Origin of the sequence: Microbacterium endophyticum (assembly GCF_011047135.1) — a bacterium.
Classification (GTDB): Bacteria; Actinomycetota; Actinomycetes; order Actinomycetales; family Microbacteriaceae; genus Microbacterium; species Microbacterium endophyticum.
The window spans coordinates 1,745,668-1,761,177 of sequence record NZ_CP049255.1; the positions used below are offsets into that span (position 1 = coordinate 1,745,668).

Here is a 15,510-nt window from a genome sequence, read left to right on the forward strand (position 1 = left end):
GGTTATACTCGCCTTGAAACCACGGGAGTCCGGTGTGCCGGGCTGAGAGGAAGCGAAAACGCTTCGACCGTCGAACCTGATCCGGGTCATGCCGGCGCAGGAAGGGAGTAACGATGCACACGTCCACGTCTTCATCCACCTCGAACCGCTTCAGCTGGAGAGTCGTCGATATCGTCGTCGCCAGCGTGATCGGTGTCGCGGCGGGCGTCATCTTCTGGTTGTGGGGCCTCGCCTGGCCGGCGCTCGACACCGCGCTGGCGTTTACGCCGGGACTCTCGGGTCTGCTTGCCGGTGGTTGGCTCTTTGCCGGTGTTCTTGGCGGCCTCATCATTCGAAAGCCCGGCGCAGCTTTCTACGCCGAAGTTGTCGCGGCGGTTGTTTCTATGGCACTCGGCACTCAGTGGGCTTTTCTGACGCTCGTGTGGGGCGTCGTGCAGGGCCTCGCGGCCGAGCTCGGATTCGCACTGTTCCTCTATGCCAACTGGCGGCTGCTCGGAGCACTCACCTCCGGTGCGCTCGCAGGAATTGCCGTCGCGCTCATGGACACGAGCTTCTCGTCGGTTGCAGCACTCGCGTTCGAAGCGCGCGCCGTGTACTTCGTGTCGGCGGTTGTGTCTGGCATCCTGATCGCCGGTCTGTTGTCGTGGGTCATCGCCCGGGCGCTCGCCGCAACGGGCGCGCTTGACCGGTTCGCTTCGGGGCGCGAAGCGCGCTCGCGCGAGCCGGAACCAGTCGACGCGGCGTGAGTGGCGCGCGGGTCGTCGCCCGCGGGTGGGGGTGGCGACACGCTGGCCGCCGCCGGTGGGCGGTGCAAGATCTCGATCTCGATCTGGTTCCCGGGCAGCGCATCCTGCTGCTCGGGGCCAGTGGGGCCGGCAAAAGTACGCTCCTGCGAGGACTTGCCGGCGTACTCGGCGACGCTGAAGACGGTGAGGCCACAGGTGACCTTCTCGTCGACGGCGAGCAGCCAGCACGAGTGCGGGGACGCGCCGGCCTCGTGCTGCAAGACCCGGATGCTCAGGTCATTCTTGCTCGTGTGGGCGACGACGTGGCGTTCGCGTGCGAAAACCTCGGTGTGCCAGCGGGCGAGATTTGGCCGCGAGTCGAGGAGTCGCTCGACGCTGTGGGGCTCAGCGTGCCGCTCGATCACTCGACCTCGCACCTATCCGGCGGGCAAAAACAGCGCCTCGCACTGGCGGGCATTCTCGCGATGCGCCCGGGACTGCTGCTGCTTGACGAGCCGACGGCGAACCTTGACCCGCCGGGAGCTGTCGCTGTGCGCGATGCGGTGCTGTCGGCCGCAGACCGCACGGGGGCAACTCTCGTTGTCGTTGAGCATCGAGTCGAGCTGTGGGCTGACGCCGTTGATCGCGTGATCGTGCTCGCCGCGGGCGGCGGCGTGCTCGCCGACGGCAGCCCCGAGGCGGTGTTTCGTGAGCAAGCGGCGGAGCTGGCCGCGGCCGGCGTGTGGCTGCCCGGTGCGCACGTCGGATTTGAGCGAAAAGGTGGATGCTCGGCGTCATCCGAGGTGCTGCTTCGCGGAGAGAGCCTCGCGGTGGGGCGACGCGCGTTCGGCGCGCGGTCGGCCGAGGTCGTGGCATCCGGAATTGATCTCAGTGTGACAGCGGGTCGGGTGCTTGCCATCACCGGCGACAATGGCGCCGGAAAATCGACACTCGCGCTTACTCTCGCGGGGCTGTTGCCCGCGGCATCCGGTCGGGTTCTTGCCGACGAGCCGCTTCGCGCGGGTCGCGGTGCCGACCCGCTGCGATGGAGTGCGCGTGACTTGCTCACCCGAATCGGCACTGTGTTTCAGAGCCCCGAGCATCAACTTCTGACGACTCGGGTGCGGGCTGAGCTCGAAGTTGGTCCGCGAGCGCTCGGGCTGGATGCCACCGAAATCACTACCCGGGTAGACGACCTGCTCGACCGGCTGCGTCTGACCCACCTCGCTGCGGTAAACCCATATACGCTCTCGGGCGGCGAAAAACGAAGGCTCACGGTCGCAGCGACGCTTGCGACCCGACCGCGGATGCTGGTGCTCGACGAACCCACGTACGGCCAGGATGCGCGCACGTGGCGAGAGCTCGCGGGGCTCATCGATGACGTCCGTCACGAGGGAACCGCCGTCGTGATGGTGACGCACGATCGGATGCTCGTCGACGCGATTGCCGACGCCGAATACCCCCTCGTGGGAGCGGCGGCATGAGTCTGCTCGAACTCGATCTGTCGGCGAGTCCACTTTCGCGGCGAAACCCGATCGCCAAACTTGCCGCCGCCATGGTGATTTCCTTGACGCTGCTGCTGTCGATCGATGCCGTGTCGGCAGGGGTGAGTCTCGTGGCGACGCTCTTGCTTCTTCCGCTGTGCCGTATACCCGCTCGCGCGCTGTGGCTGAGGACCTGGCCCATTGCGCTCGGTGCGGTGATCGCGGGTGCCGCGACGGTGCTTTATGGTCGGCCCGACGGTCAGATCTACGTCGAATTCGGCCTGCTGCGCATCAGCGAAGGATCGATCTCGCTGGCGCTGGCGATTGTCTTGCGCGTTCTCGCGATTGCTGTGCCGAGCATCGTGCTGTTCATGACAACCGACCCGACCGATCTCGCCGACGCTCTCGCCCAGATACTGAGACTGCCCGCGCGTTTCGTGCTCGGAGCACTCGCGGGCCTGCGCCTAGTGGGGCTGTTGATCGAGGACTGGCGGGAGCTTTCGCTCTCGCGACGGGCGCGAGGCGTCGCCGACACCGGCCGCATTCGGAGGTTCATGGGGCAGTCATTTGCCCTGTTTGTCTTGGCCATTCGGCGAGGCACAAAGCTTGCGACAGCAATGGAAGCTCGCGGCTTCGGCGCCCACGCCCAACGCACCTGGGCGCGGCCGTCGCGCCTCCACCCCGCGGATCTCGGCCTCGTGCTGATCGCTGCCGGTGTGGCTGCGGCATCCGTTGCTGCGGCGGTCGCCGCGGGCACCTGGAACTTCATCCTCGGCCTCAGCTGACGTAGCTCTCTGACCTGCTCGCCCGCCGCCGCCCGCCGCCGCTACCCTGCTCCCCCTGCACTAACTCAGGCAGAACACGGGGCTGAGTCGTCGCGATGTGCGAAATCTGCTGATTCTGCCTGAGTTAGTGCAGGCAGCGGGGTTCAGGCGGGGCAGATGCCGCGGCGCGGATGCCGGCACCACACGCGGCGGATGTCTCGAGCGGATGAAGCTCGCGCTCGCGAGTGGGTCCGGGTTCCGCATAGGCTGAAACCCGATGCCACTTCATTTGCGGAGGGCACGATGTTCGAAGGAGAACTCGTGAGCGATTCGATTCTCGTCTCGGTGACCGAGGGGCTTGCTCGTGTGACGTTCAATCGTCCCGACCGGCTGAACGCGATGGACTTCGATATGGGTGCGCGCTGGCGCGATGTTGCTCGAGCCGTCACAACCGATGAGTCGGTGGGTGCCATCGTGCTCGATGCCGCTGGCCCCGCTTTTTGCGCCGGCGGCGATGTGATCGCAATGTCGACCTCTGGGGCAGCCGGTGATGCCGTGACGGATGCCGCGCACGTCATCCACGACGGCATTCGCGCTTTCGTCGAGTCACATATCCCGATGGTCGCTGTCGTTCAGGGTGCCGTTGCGGGCGGCGGACTCGGCCTGATGCTCTCGGCCGATTACATCGTGGCCGCTGAGAACGCCAGGTTTGTGAGCCGTTACGCCAACATCGGCCTGACTCCCGATCTCGGCGTTTCTACGTTGCTGCCGGCGGCGATCGGCGAGCGTCGGGCGCTGCAGTTGCTCCTGCAAGACCGCACGCTCACCGCCGCCGAAGCGCTCGAGTGGGGGCTCATTGCAGAAGTCGCCCCCGACCCGGCGGCGCGGGCTGAAGAGATCGCCGCGTTCTGGCTGGCTGGTGCGACGGGCGCGTACGGGCAGGCCAAGCGACTCGTCCGCTCGGGCGCCGGCCGCGACTTCGAGGTAAACCTTTCCGATGAGGCTGCCACGATCGGCGCTGCCTTCGACACCGACCAGGCGAAGGCACGTGTTGCCGCCTTCGCTAAAGCTTCAGCCCGCTGAGACGAGAGAAGACGCTATGACCTATGACAAGCCGCTCGCCGGCCACACCATTTTGATGTCGGGCGGCAGCCGCGGCATCGGGCTCGCCATTGCGCTGCGGGCCGCCCGCGACGGCGCAAACATTGCGATTCTCGCCAAGACCGATACGCCCCACCCGAAGCTCGAAGGCACCGTGCACACTGCTGCGGCGCTCATCGAGGAGGCGGGCGGGCGTGCACTTCCGCTCGTCGGTGACGTGCGGAACGAAGATGACATCACCGAGGCCGTCATGAAGACGCAGGGCGAATTCGGTCGTATCGACGCCGTGATCAACAATGCGAGCGCGATCGATCTCTCTCGCACCCTCGAGCTCTCGCCGAAAAAGTACGACCTCATGCAAGACGTCAACGTTCGTGGCACGTTTCTGCTCTCGCGGGCGGCGATTCCGATGTTGAAGGATGCCCCGAACCCCCACATTCTGTCGCTCTCACCGCCGCTCAACATCACGCCGCGGTGGCTCGGTTCCCACACCGGGTACACGCTTGCGAAATACGGCATGACGATGGCAACGCTCGGGATCGGGGCCGAGTTTGCAGCAGACGGCATCGCCGCAAACACGCTGTGGCCGCGAACGACAATTGCAACGGCGGCTGTGCAGTTCTCGCTGGGTGGCGACCGCATGATGCAGGCGAGCCGCACGCCGGAGATCTATGCCGACGCCGCGTATCAGGTGCTCATCCAGCCCGCGCGTCAGTACACCGGGCAGACACTGATCGTCGAAGATGTGCTGGAGGCATCCGGGGTTACTGACTTCTCGGGATATGCGGCTGTTCCCGGCACTCCCGACGAGGAGCTGTTCCCCGACATCTTTCTGTGACGGGCATAGCTTTCTGTGACGCGCACAGCGAACTGTGAAGCTCGGCGGCTCTAGATGAGTCCGTGTCGTTGGAAGGCATTCCAGACGCCGTCTTCTGCCACGCTCGTTGTCACCTCGTTCGCGTGCGACTTGACGGTGTCGTCGGCGTTTCCCATCGCAATACCGACACCGCAGATCTGAAGCATCTCGAGGTCGTTGTAGCTGTCACCGATTCCGATCGTGTCATCGATCGAGCGCCCGAGGTGTGCAACGAGTTCGGCGATAGCTGCCCCTTTGTTGACGCCTGCGAGGCTGATTTCGCCACCGGCTTCGCCGAGATACGGGATCGTGCCGGTGATCACGTGGAACCGGTCACCGAGGCCATCGCGCACACGGGCGAACGTGCTCTGATGGGTGCCGAAGAAAGTGGCTTTTGCGACGCTGCCCGCTGGTGCGGGGCCGCGATACGTCATCCGCTTTCGCAGCCGTTCCACGTCGGCCGACGCGGCGGCATCCGGAGAAATCATGCCTTCGCGAGCGAACATCGGCACGATGCGCTCGAGCAGGCCCGCGCTCGGGTAGACGTTGTCGTAGCCCTGCAGGTTGTATGCGATGTCTTCGGCTTCGAAGAATTCAACGAGATCTGCGACAGCCTCGTCGGGCATCGTGTGCCGCGCGATCACCTCGCCGTCGTGCTCGATGAAGCCGCCACCGGCCGAAATGACGCCGTCGAATCCGATGTCGAGCACGGTCGCTGGGATCTCTTTGCTGCCGCGCCCTGTGCAGACGTACACGAGGTGCCCCGCCGCGCGAGCGCCGTGAATCGCAGTAACCACGGAAGGCCTGAGTCGCTGCGTATGGTCGATGAGGGTGCCGTCGACGTCAAGAAAGACCATGCGGGTGGATGCCACGGAGAACTCCAAACAGGTCGCCTCCGGGTCAGCGAACTGACCCGGAGGCGACGAAATCATTGTCGAACGGCGTCAGCGTGTGAGGCTGCCGTGTGCGCATTGACGGTGTCGACGCGCACCCACGGAGTGTATCCGAGCAGGTTGACCCCATCCTGGAGAGCGTTGCCGATTGCACGTGAACAGTGCAATCGGGCATGACCTCGGTCTATTCCGTTGCCGAAGCGGTGGGTTATCCGCTCGTACCCGAGCGGCACCACACCGGGCGGGGTTGGGCCCGCGCACGGCACTTTCGCGGCATACGCGCAGAAAGTCCATATCTGCGCTCGCATACTCTGTCCGGATGTCTTTTTCCGCTCACCGGCCCGGTCGGTTCAACTCCGATGGTCGCATCGAGTTCACCGCATCCGACGAAGCCGCCGACGAGCCGCAGTATCTCAGCGAACTCCGGCAGGCGCCCGACGTCGACGCTGATCCCGACGTCGACGCTGATCCCGACGCCGACGCTGATCCCGACGCTTCCGCCGAACTTTCCGGTGAGCCGGTCGATCCTGCGGCGATCCCGGGTGAGGCCGATGATGAGTCCGTCGCGGCTACACCTGTCACCCATCGCCCCGTCCGGGCGCGTCGTCCGCGTGCGCGCATGCCCTTCTCTCGGCGGCTTGCCATCCTCGGTGGCGCCGACGGTGCTGTGCTCGACGACGTTCCCGAAGAGTCGCCTCGTTTCGTGCAGATGTTCTTCGTGCTTGCCGGCACGGCGGTGGTTTCAGCCCTCTCCATGCTCTTCGCCCTGCTGACCGGCGTCCGGATCAGTCTGTGGTTCGCCCTTCCCCTTGCGCTGGTGTGGGCCCTGATCATCTTCAATCTCGACCGTTTCCTCACCTCCACGATGCGCTCGACCCGGCACATCGGACGGCTTCTCGGACTCGCGCTGCCGCGCGTCATCATGGCGGCCCTCATCGGCATCGTCGTTGCAGAACCACTTGTCCTGCAGATCTTCCAAAACGACATCGCGCGCGAAGTCACCTCGACGAACGTCGTGCAGGCGCAGGCCGACCAGGATGCCGTCACCGATGGCCCCGAGAAGCAGGCGCTAGATGCGGCGAGTGCACAGGTGAGCGCACTAGAAGAACAAGCTGCCACTGGGATCGTTGCCGGCACGTCGTCAACATCGGCGGAGTCCGTAGCGGCCCAGCAGAACATCGACCAGTTGACTGCCCAGCTCGCGGAAAAGCAAGCCGTCATCGACCAGGCGCGTCTTCTCTATCAGTGCGAATTGACGGGTGAAGGGGCCGGGACTGTCGAAGGATGCTCCGGAGTCTCCGGAGACGGTGCTAGCGCGCAAGCCGCGCAGTCGCAATTGACGCAGGCGCAGGAGGCATACGACGACATCGCTACCGAGTTGCAGACAGCTACCGCGGCGCTCGCTGCCGCGGGAGAGTCAGCAACCGATGCCGCAGCGACATCGGCGGAGCAGAACAAGCAGCAGGCTCAGGACCAATTGCCGGCGGCGCGCACGCAGTACGAGGCGGCGCTCGCGGCGTACAACGAGAGAGCGGCGTCGGTGGCGGGTGGCAACGCGGGGGCGGTCGGGTTGCTCAGCCAGATCAGCGCTCTCGATCGGCTGTCGGCCAAAGAACCTGCGCTCGGCTGGGCGCACTGGCTGATTGCCGCGCTGTTCTTCATGATCGAGCTGCTGCCCGTGATCGTGAAGGTGCTCACGAGCTACGGCGATCCGTCGTTGTACGAGAAAGCGGATGCCCTACGGCGTCAGGTGGCCCTGGATCGTGTGACTGCGCGCACCTGGCGTGCGCGTGCCGACATCGTCAGGGCACGAGACGCCACGTGATCGACATCGCGAAACCGGGGCGTGCCCAGGCGCGTCCCGTACCCTGAGAACATGACGACCCCTGAGAACACGCCCGTGCGCTCAACGACGCCCCGTCAGGTGCGTCCGGCGACGGAAGGCTGGTCGCAAAAGAAAGACGACGCCGGTCGCCCGCTGCTGCAGTTCGCGTCACCCAAGAAGGGGATGCCGCCGGTTCACCTCGCCGACATGACTCCCAAAGAGCGCGCCGAAAAGCTGAGCGAGCTCGGATTTCCCGCGTTCCGCGCGAAGCAGCTCGAAAAGCACTACTTCACGCATTACACGAGCGACCCCACCACGATGACCGATCTTCCCGCGGTCGGCCGCGAAGAATTGGTCGCCGGGATGCTGCCACCTCTGTTGACCGAGGTTCGCCGCCTCGAAACCGACCGTGGCGACACGATCAAATTTCTTTGGAAGCTCCACGACGGCGCCCTCGTCGAATCGGTGCTCATGCGCTACACCGGCCGCATCACGCTGTGCGTCTCATCGCAGGCCGGTTGCGGTATGAACTGCCCGTTCTGCGCCACCGGCCAAGCGGGTCTCACGCGCAACATGTCGGCGGCCGAAATCGTCGACCAGGTTGTGCGCGCCAACCGGCTGATCGCCGAGGGTGGGCTCGGTGACCCGCGCCGCGTCGGTCACGAAGACGAGCGCGTCACGAACATTGTTTTCATGGGCATGGGTGAGCCGCTCGCCAACTACAAGCGACTCATGCAGGCCATCCGCACGATGGTCGACAAAGACCACGGTCTCGGCATGAGCGCCCGCGGCATCACGGTGTCGACAGTGGGTCTCGTGCCTGCTATCAAGAAGCTCTCCGACGAAGACATTCCGGTCACCTTCGCGCTTTCGCTTCACGCCCCCGATGACGTGCTGCGAGACGAGCTCATCCCGGTGAACTCACGCTGGAAGGTCGATGAGGCACTCGATGCTGCTCGCGAATACTTCGACAAGACCGGGCGACGCGTGTCGATCGAGTACGCGCTCATCAAAGACATGAACGACCACGGATGGCGCGCAGATCTCCTGGCCGACAAGCTCAACGAGCGCGGTCGCGGATGGGTGCACGTCAACCCGATTCCGCTCAATCCGACTCCGGGTTCGATCTGGACGGCGTCCGAAGTGAGCGTGCAGAACGAGTTCGTCCGCAGGCTCAATGACGCCGGCATTCCGACGACTCTGCGTGACACCCGCGGTAAAGAGATCGATGGCGCCTGTGGCCAACTTGTGGCCACCGAAGACGACGTAGCCGCCTACGGCGCCTAAGCCGCGGCATCCGCTCTCTTCTTTTCGTCGCCCCTCTTCGCCGACGCTTCACTCTCCGAAACGCTGCTCTGAGCCGCCGACACCCCGGCGGTGCTGCTCTCTGCGCGGTGTGTCGGGTCTGAAAGCAGCGTTTCGGCGAGGTGGGCAGGGGCGGATGAGGGCGGCCCGAGGTGCCTCGGCGGGGTTAAACCGTCGCGGGGAGGGCGGGAGTCTCGGTTGTGAGCTCGATGGCATTGTCGTCGGCGCAGGCGAGGCCGCACTCGGCGGCGTCGAGATTGAGAATCTCGAGAAGACGGGATGCCGCGGGCTCGGCCGCCGTCGAGGCGATAGCCGACACGACCCACACCGGAGTTTCGTTCGCGGGCAGCTGCAGGGTGACGAGCCCCTCTGCCTGCGGCTTCCACGCGATGTGTTGCGGCACGAGGGCGACCCCGAGGCCGCGGTGCACGAGGTCGAGCAGCGTGTGTACGTCATCGACTGTGCACGAGACCCGGCGCGCGACTCCGTGGGCTGCGAAGGCGGCCTCAGTGAGAGTGCGGACGCCCCACGACTCGCGAAAATCAACGAATTCGCGGTCGCGAAGCTCTGACCAATCGATGCGGCCAGCGGATGCCAGCGGGTCGCTTTCTGGAACCAGGAGCACGAGGGGCCGTCGCCCGAGCTCCACTGCGCTCATTGTGGCGAGGTGCTCGGTGGTGGCAACAAAAGCGACGTCGAGATCGCCGTTTCGCACCATTGTCGCCAGCTCATGCGAGCCGGCCTGCACGAAGTGGATGTCGACCTGGGGATAGCGCCGGTGGAAGCGCTCGAGCACCGGTGGAACATCTATGACTCCGAGGCACTGCTCGGCGCCCACCCGCAGGCGACCCGACAGGTCGTGCGTGGCGTTGACGATCGCATCGCGCGCCGCGGCAGCTTGCGAGAGCATCTCGCGTGCAAACGGGAGTAGGGCGCGCCCGGCATCCGTTGCTGTCACCCGCCGTGTCGTGCGCGTGAACAAACTCGTGCCGAATTCTTCTTCGAGGCTGCGAATGGATGACGAAAGGCCCGACTGCGATACTCCGCAGAGTGCCGCTGCTCGAGTGAACTGTTGCTCTTCCGAGAGGGCAACGAGGTATTCCATTTGGCGGAGATCCATTTAGCAGCTCAACTTCTTAATGATAGAACGCGTAGTTGTTGGACTTCTAGCATCGAGCCTCCTACCGTGGTTATGCAAGTCCTACACGAATTAAAGGAGCTCTAGTGCAGCAGCGAAAAATCGGAGACGTCAACGTTGGAGCGATCGGTCTCGGCGGAATGCCGATGTCGATCGAAGGCCGGCCTGACGAAAGCCGATCGATTGCGACGATCCACGCCGCTCTCGATGCCGGTGTGACCCTCATCGACACCGCAGATGCTTATCACCTGCACGCCGACGACGTCGGACACAACGAGATGCTGATCGCGCGCGCTCTCAGCGAGTACAGCGGCGACCTCTCGCAGGTTCTGGTCGCAACAAAGGGCGGTCACCTTCGCCCGGGTGACGGCTCATGGACCCAGAACGGACACCCCGACTACATCAAGGATGCCGCCAAGGCCTCCGCCGCACGGCTGGGTGTCGAAGCGATCGGTCTCTACCAGTTCCACCGCCCCGACCCAGAGGTGCCCTACGCCGATTCGATCGGTGCAATCCGCGACCTGCTCGATGAGGGCGTCATTCGGATGGCGGGAATCTCCAACGCGAGCATCGCGCAGATCGAAGAGGCTCAGACAGTTCTCGGTGGGCGCCTCGTTTCGGTGCAGAACCAGTTCTCGCCGGCATTCCGTTCCAGCCAGGCAGAGCTGGAATACTGCGCCGCACACGGCATTGCATTCTTGCCATGGTCACCACTCGGTGGCATCAAGCGCGCAAGCGCCATCGGCGACAACCACAGCGCTTTCCAAGAGATTGCGTACGGTCGCGGCATCAGTCCGCAGCAGCTCACGCTCGCGTGGGAGCTCGCTCTCGCGCCGACCGTCATTCCCATTCCCGGCGCATCGCGACCCGCGAGCATCCAAGACTCAGTCGGGGCCGCAAGCCTCGAGCTGACGGCGGATGAGGTCGCTGTGCTCTCGGCAGACGCCTGAGCTGCGGCATCCGTCACTCAACTCACCCACCACTTCACTCAAGGAAGAAATAGATGGTTAATTACCGATACCTCGGCAACAGCGGACTCAAGGTCTCTGAGATCACCTACGGCAACTGGGTCACCCACGCTTCGCAGGTAGAAGACGATGCCGCCCTCGCCACTGTGCACGCCGCGCTCGACGCCGGCATCACGACATTCGACACGGCAGACACCTACGCCAACACGGCGGCAGAGGTCGTGCTCGGTAAGGCGCTCGCCGGTCAGCGTCGCGAATCGCTCGAAATCTTCACGAAGGTTTACTGGCCGATCGGACCCCAGGGCCCGAACGACCAGGGACTGTCGCGTAAGCACATTTTCGAGGGCATCAACGGTTCGCTCCAGCGCCTCGGAATCGACTATGTCGACCTCTACCAGGCACACCGTTTCGACTACGAGACGCCACTCGAAGAGACGATGCAGGCATTCGCCGACATCGTGCGTCAGGGCAAGGCGCTCTACATTGGCGTCTCGGAATGGACTGCCGAGCAGTTGCGCGAAGGTCACGCTCTGGCGAAAGAACTGAAGGTGCCGTTTATCTCGAACCAGCCCCAGTACTCCATGCTGTGGCGCGTTATCGAGGGCAAGGTCGTCCCCACCGCCGAGGCGCTCGGGATGTCGCAGATCGTCTGGTCGCCGATGGCGCAGGGTGTGCTGAGCGGCAAGTACCTGCCGGGTCAGCCGGTTCCGGAGGGCTCGCGGGCAACCGACGAGAAGAGCGGTGCCAACTTCATCAAGCGGTTCTTGGCTGAAGACACCCTCACCGCTGTTCAGAAGCTCAAGCCGCTTGCCGAGCAGGCAGGTCTCACCATGCCGCAGCTCGCGATCGCGTGGGTGTTGCAGAACCCCAACGTCGCTTCGGCTCTCGTGGGAGCCTCGCGCCCCGAGCAGCTCGCCGACACCGTCAAGGCTTCGGGTGTTGTACTCGACGCCGACCTCATGACGGCAATCGACGACGCGCTCGGCGATGTCGTAGAGCGTGACGCCGAGAAGACCTACGAGGTCTCCCCGAAGTCGCGCCCCGGTAACTAGTAGCAGTCCCCGTTTCCACCCCCGTACGCGAAGGGTCGCAACACGCCGCGTGGCGCCGCACAGCGCCGCCACGACACGGCGTGTTGCGACCCTTCGCGCGTAGGTGGGGTGGGAACGAGAGCGGATGCGGGTGTGGCTTTGTATACGCAATGGCGTTTTAGCGGGGCATAAGTGCGGGATTGGCGGCTTTTGTGTATACGCTGAGGGAATGGCTGCGAACAGTGTTGCGGATGCTGTGGCGAACTCTGCGGCAACGGCAAGCGAGCGGGCCTATGCGAGCCTGCTCGATGAGATTCAGTCCGGTGCGCTGCCGGCTGGCACGGTTCTCGGCGAACAAGCACAGGCGGCACGCCTCGGCGTGAGCCGCACGCCGCTGCGCGAAGCGCTCGGTCGCCTCGCCAACGACGGCCTCGTTGTGCAGCAGTCGCCAAGGGTCACCGTCGTTGCCGCGATCGATGCCGACGACATCCGCGATCTTTTCGAAGTGCGCCGAGCGCTCGAAGAAACCGCTGCCCGTCTCGCGGCAACACGCGGTGACAGGGCTGCGTTTTCACGACTCGCGGCAGAGTTCGCTCGATCAGAGCTTGCTTCGGCGGGCGACGCCGATGCGTATTACGCTCTCATCGCGAGGTTCGACGCGGCAATCGACGCGTCGGTGGCTAACGACCACCTCACGGCGGCACTTCGCCCGGTGCGCACGCAACTCGTGCGAGTGCGGCGAATGGCGCGAGACAACCCCGAGCGATTGGCGGCATCTGTGCGAGAGCATGAGTTGATTGCCACGGCGATCGCAGCGGGCGATGGGGAACTCGCAGCGCACGCCACCCACGTACATCTTTTTAATGCGGTAACCGCCATTTTGGGCGAGCTTGTGGAAGGACACCACTCATGACCATTTCTCACCACCTCCGCGTGCACCGCAGCGATGAAAACCTCGCGCGCGAAGGCCAGCTCGCGTGGCATCTTGCCGAGGTCGCAACCGACCCCGTCGAGCTCGACGCCGAGGTGATCGAAATGATCATCAACCGCATTATCGACAATGCGGCGGTGGCTGCGGCATCCCTCACTCGTCGTCCGGTGAGTGCGGCGCGTCAGCAGGCGCTCGATCACGCCGTATCGGTTTCGGGGTCGGGGTCAACGGTTTTCGGTTGTGCACTTGAGCGGCGCACGAGCCCCGAGTGGGCGGCGTGGGCCAACGGCGTCGCCGTGCGTGAACTCGACTACCACGACACATTCCTTGCCGCCGAGTACTCGCACCCGGGCGACAACATTCCTCCGATCCTCGCCGTGGCCCAACACGTCGGCGTTGACGGCATGGCGCTTGCCCGCGGTATCGCGACCGGCTACGAAATCCAGATGGACCTCGTGCGGGCCATCTCGCTGCACAAGCACAAGATCGATCACGTGGCACACCTCGGCCCGTCGGCCGCTGCCGGCATCGGCACGATGCTGGGGCTCGATACCGCCACGATCATGCAGGCGATCGGCCAAGCGCTCCACACGACGACGGCCACGCGCCAGTCGCGAAAGGGCGAGATCTCGACGTGGAAGGCGCACGCCCCAGCCTTCGCCGGAAAAATGGCCGTCGAAGCTGTCGACCGTGCCATGCGTGGCGAGACGAGCCCGTCTCCCATTTACGAGGGCGAAGACGGAGTGATCGCGTGGATGCTCGACGGACCGGATGCCTCGTACGACGTACCGCTTCCCGCGGCAGGCGAACCGAAGCGCGCCATCTTGGATTCGTACACGAAAGAGCACTCGGCCGAGTACCAGGCCCAGGCGTGGATCGACCTGGCACGACGCCTCGGCACGGAGAACCCCGAGCTTCGCGACCCCGCCAACATCGAGTCGATCGTGCTCCACACGAGCCACCACACGCACTACGTGATCGGGTCGGGCGCGAATGATCCGCAGAAGTACGACCCCGCGGCATCCCGCGAAACGCTCGACCACTCGATTCCGTACATCTTCACCGTCGCGCTGCAGGATGGCGCGTGGCACCACGTCGACTCGTACGCACCGGAGCGTGCCGCCCGCGAAGACACCGTCGCCCTGTGGCACAAGGTGACAACCGCCGAAGATGCCGAGTGGACGCGTCGCTACCACTCGGAAGACCCCGACGAGAAGGCGTTCGGGGGCCGGGTCGAGATCCAGCTGACGAACGGCGAGACCGTGATCGACGAGATCGCGGTTGCAGATGCGCACCCGCTCGGTGCGCGCCCCTTCGCTCGCGAAAACTACATCGCCAAGTTCAGGATGCTGGCCGAGCCCGTGCTCGAGCCTGCCGAAATCGACCGGTTCATTGCGCTCGCGGAGCGTTTGACCGAGCTCACGGTCGATGAAGTACGCGAACTCACGATCGTTGCGAGGCCCGGAGTGTTGGCGAATGCGCCCGCTCCGAAGGGGCTGTTCTGATGTTGTACGCCGAGACATCCGCAGCCGAAAAGCGCCGGCTCTTTCGCGAGCGTCTCGCGACCGGTGAGCTGCTGCGCTTTCCCGGTGCGTTCAATCCGCTATCGGCACGATTGATCGAGCAAAAGGGCTTCGAGGGCGTCTACATTTCGGGCGCTGTGCTCTCGGCCGATCTCGGTCTGCCCGATATCGGCCTGACGACCCTCACCGAGGTTGCCGGGCGCGGCGCGCAGATCGCGCGAATGACGGAGCTGCCAGCGATCATCGACGCCGATACCGGGTTCGGTGAGCCGATGAATGTGGCCCGCACGATTCAGACGCTCGAAGACGCCGGTATCGCGGGCATGCACATCGAAGATCAGGTGAATCCCAAGCGGTGCGGGCACCTCGACGGCAAGTCGGTCGTCGATTCGGCTACCGCAATCAAGCGGATTCGCGCCGCGGTCGATGCCCGCCGTGACCCGAACTTTCTCATCATGGCGCGTACCGACATCCGGGCTATTGACGGGTTGGATGCCGCAATCGACCGTGCGAAAGAGCTCGTTGATGCCGGGGCCGATGCCATCTTCCCCGAGGCGATGCGTGACCTCGGCGAGTTCGAGGCGATGCGGAAGGCTCTCGATGTGCCGATCTTGGCGAACATGACCGAGTTCGGCAAAAGCGAGCTGTTTTCGACGGAGCAACTGCGCGATGTCGGGCTGAATATCGTGATTTGGCCGGTTTCGCTACTGCGCACCGCGATGGGGGCAGCAGGCCGTGCACTCGATACGCTTCTTGACGAGGGGCACCTCACGTCTAAGCTCAGCGAGATGCAGCATCGCGCTGAACTGTACGAGCTGATCGACTACGAGTCTTACAACCACTTCGACAACGGGGTCTACACCTTCGAGGTTCCTCGCTAGTTTTGCCCCGACTACTACGCTCACTTGCTCAAAATTGTGGGTTCCGCCCCAAAACACCCACAAATATGGGCAAGTCGAAGAAATT

The 15,510-nt window shown here is 64.4% G+C and carries 14 protein-coding genes and 1 riboswitch; of the genes, 12 read left to right on the top strand and 2 right to left on the bottom strand.

Annotated features, from left to right (window positions below; translation table 11 throughout):
* The first annotated feature begins 11 nt into the window (after positions 1-11).
* Positions 12-120, top strand: a riboswitch (TPP riboswitch).
* The 5 genes from G6N83_RS08145 (at position 114) to G6N83_RS08165 (ending at position 4,912) form a co-directional block, all read left to right on the top strand.
* Positions 114-746 (top strand): ECF transporter S component, encoded by a 633-nt coding sequence (locus tag G6N83_RS08145; RefSeq protein WP_165141038.1) that lies wholly within the window; start codon positions 114-116, stop codon positions 744-746. It overlaps the preceding riboswitch by 7 nt.
* Positions 743-2,209, top strand: coding sequence for an ABC transporter ATP-binding protein (locus G6N83_RS08150; protein WP_241246144.1), 1,467 nt, complete (start codon positions 743-745; stop codon positions 2,207-2,209). Before G6N83_RS08145 ends, G6N83_RS08150 begins: the two co-directional genes overlap by 4 nt.
* A complete protein-coding gene (locus G6N83_RS08155) occupies positions 2,206-2,994 on the top strand; it encodes an energy-coupling factor transporter transmembrane component T family protein (RefSeq protein ID WP_165141040.1) in 789 nt (262 codons plus the stop codon). The genes G6N83_RS08150 and G6N83_RS08155 overlap by 4 nt, the downstream gene beginning before the upstream one ends.
* Positions 2,995-3,294: 300 nt before the next feature.
* Positions 3,295-4,056 carry an enoyl-CoA hydratase/isomerase family protein gene (locus G6N83_RS08160; RefSeq protein WP_165141042.1) on the top strand — a complete coding sequence of 254 codons (762 nt, stop codon included), beginning with the start codon at positions 3,295-3,297 and terminating at the stop codon, positions 4,054-4,056.
* A gap of 16 nt (positions 4,057-4,072) precedes the next feature.
* Positions 4,073-4,912 carry an SDR family oxidoreductase gene (locus tag G6N83_RS08165; protein WP_165141044.1) on the top strand — a complete coding sequence of 280 codons (840 nt, stop codon included), beginning with the start codon at positions 4,073-4,075 and terminating at the stop codon, positions 4,910-4,912.
* Between the two features lie 50 nt (positions 4,913-4,962).
* Here G6N83_RS08165 and G6N83_RS08170 read toward each other — a convergent pair whose 3' ends face one another.
* Positions 4,963-5,802 (bottom strand): Cof-type HAD-IIB family hydrolase, encoded by an 840-nt coding sequence (locus G6N83_RS08170; RefSeq protein WP_165141046.1) that lies wholly within the window; start codon positions 5,800-5,802, stop codon positions 4,963-4,965.
* 340 nt (positions 5,803-6,142) lie between these two features.
* Here G6N83_RS08170 and G6N83_RS08175 point away from each other — a divergent pair, with 340 nt between their 5' ends.
* On the top strand, positions 6,143-7,648 hold the full coding sequence (locus tag G6N83_RS08175) for a DUF4407 domain-containing protein (RefSeq protein WP_165141048.1): 1,506 nt from the start codon (positions 6,143-6,145) through the stop codon (positions 7,646-7,648).
* Between the two features lie 51 nt (positions 7,649-7,699).
* The gene (rlmN, locus tag G6N83_RS08180; RefSeq protein WP_165141050.1) at positions 7,700-8,935 is read left to right on the top strand and encodes a dual-specificity RNA methyltransferase RlmN; all 1,236 of its coding nucleotides are present in this window, start codon (positions 7,700-7,702) and stop codon (positions 8,933-8,935) included.
* Between the two features lie 184 nt (positions 8,936-9,119).
* Here the strand turns inward: rlmN and G6N83_RS08185 are convergent, their stop codons facing one another.
* Complete coding sequence (locus G6N83_RS08185; protein ID WP_165141052.1) at positions 9,120-10,073, bottom strand: LysR substrate-binding domain-containing protein; 954 nt, start codon at positions 10,071-10,073, stop codon at positions 9,120-9,122.
* A 104-nt stretch (positions 10,074-10,177) separates the two neighbouring features.
* On the opposite strand from G6N83_RS08185, the gene G6N83_RS08190 reads away from it, so the two are divergent.
* The 5 genes from G6N83_RS08190 to prpB all read left to right on the top strand — a co-directional run bounded on the left by G6N83_RS08190 (position 10,178) and on the right by prpB (position 15,425).
* On the top strand, positions 10,178-11,041 hold the full coding sequence (locus G6N83_RS08190) for an aldo/keto reductase (RefSeq protein ID WP_165141054.1): 864 nt from the start codon (positions 10,178-10,180) through the stop codon (positions 11,039-11,041).
* Positions 11,042-11,094: 53 nt separating this feature from the next.
* Positions 11,095-12,111, top strand: a complete 1,017-nt coding sequence (locus G6N83_RS08195; RefSeq protein ID WP_165141056.1) for an aldo/keto reductase family protein — start codon at positions 11,095-11,097, stop codon at positions 12,109-12,111.
* A gap of 208 nt (positions 12,112-12,319) precedes the next feature.
* Positions 12,320-13,003, top strand: coding sequence for a GntR family transcriptional regulator (locus G6N83_RS08200; protein WP_165141058.1), 684 nt, complete (start codon positions 12,320-12,322; stop codon positions 13,001-13,003).
* Positions 13,000-14,526 (top strand): MmgE/PrpD family protein, encoded by a 1,527-nt coding sequence (locus tag G6N83_RS08205; protein WP_165141060.1) that lies wholly within the window; start codon positions 13,000-13,002, stop codon positions 14,524-14,526. The genes G6N83_RS08200 and G6N83_RS08205 overlap by 4 nt, the downstream gene beginning before the upstream one ends.
* Positions 14,526-15,425: a methylisocitrate lyase gene (prpB, locus tag G6N83_RS08210; RefSeq protein WP_165141062.1), complete on the top strand. Its 900-nt coding sequence runs from the start codon at positions 14,526-14,528 to the stop codon at positions 15,423-15,425. The genes G6N83_RS08205 and prpB overlap by 1 nt, the downstream gene beginning before the upstream one ends.
* Positions 15,426-15,510: the final 85 nt, after the last annotated feature.

Coding starts and splice junctions, on each gene's coding strand:
- G6N83_RS08145 (WP_165141038.1), top strand. CDS start 114: ATGCACACGTCCACGTCTTCATCCACCTCGAACCGCTTCAGCTGGAGA.
- G6N83_RS08155 (WP_165141040.1), top strand. CDS start 2,206: ATGAGTCTGCTCGAACTCGATCTGTCGGCGAGTCCACTTTCGCGGCGA.
- G6N83_RS08165 (WP_165141044.1), top strand. CDS start 4,073: ATGACCTATGACAAGCCGCTCGCCGGCCACACCATTTTGATGTCGGGC.
- G6N83_RS08175 (WP_165141048.1), top strand. CDS start 6,143: ATGTCTTTTTCCGCTCACCGGCCCGGTCGGTTCAACTCCGATGGTCGC.
- rlmN (WP_165141050.1), top strand. CDS start 7,700: ATGACGACCCCTGAGAACACGCCCGTGCGCTCAACGACGCCCCGTCAG.
- G6N83_RS08185 (WP_165141052.1), bottom strand. CDS start 10,073: ATGGATCTCCGCCAAATGGAATACCTCGTTGCCCTCTCGGAAGAGCAA.
- G6N83_RS08195 (WP_165141056.1), top strand. CDS start 11,095: ATGGTTAATTACCGATACCTCGGCAACAGCGGACTCAAGGTCTCTGAG.
- G6N83_RS08200 (WP_165141058.1), top strand. CDS start 12,320: ATGGCTGCGAACAGTGTTGCGGATGCTGTGGCGAACTCTGCGGCAACG.
- G6N83_RS08205 (WP_165141060.1), top strand. CDS start 13,000: ATGACCATTTCTCACCACCTCCGCGTGCACCGCAGCGATGAAAACCTC.
- prpB (WP_165141062.1), top strand. CDS start 14,526: ATGTTGTACGCCGAGACATCCGCAGCCGAAAAGCGCCGGCTCTTTCGC.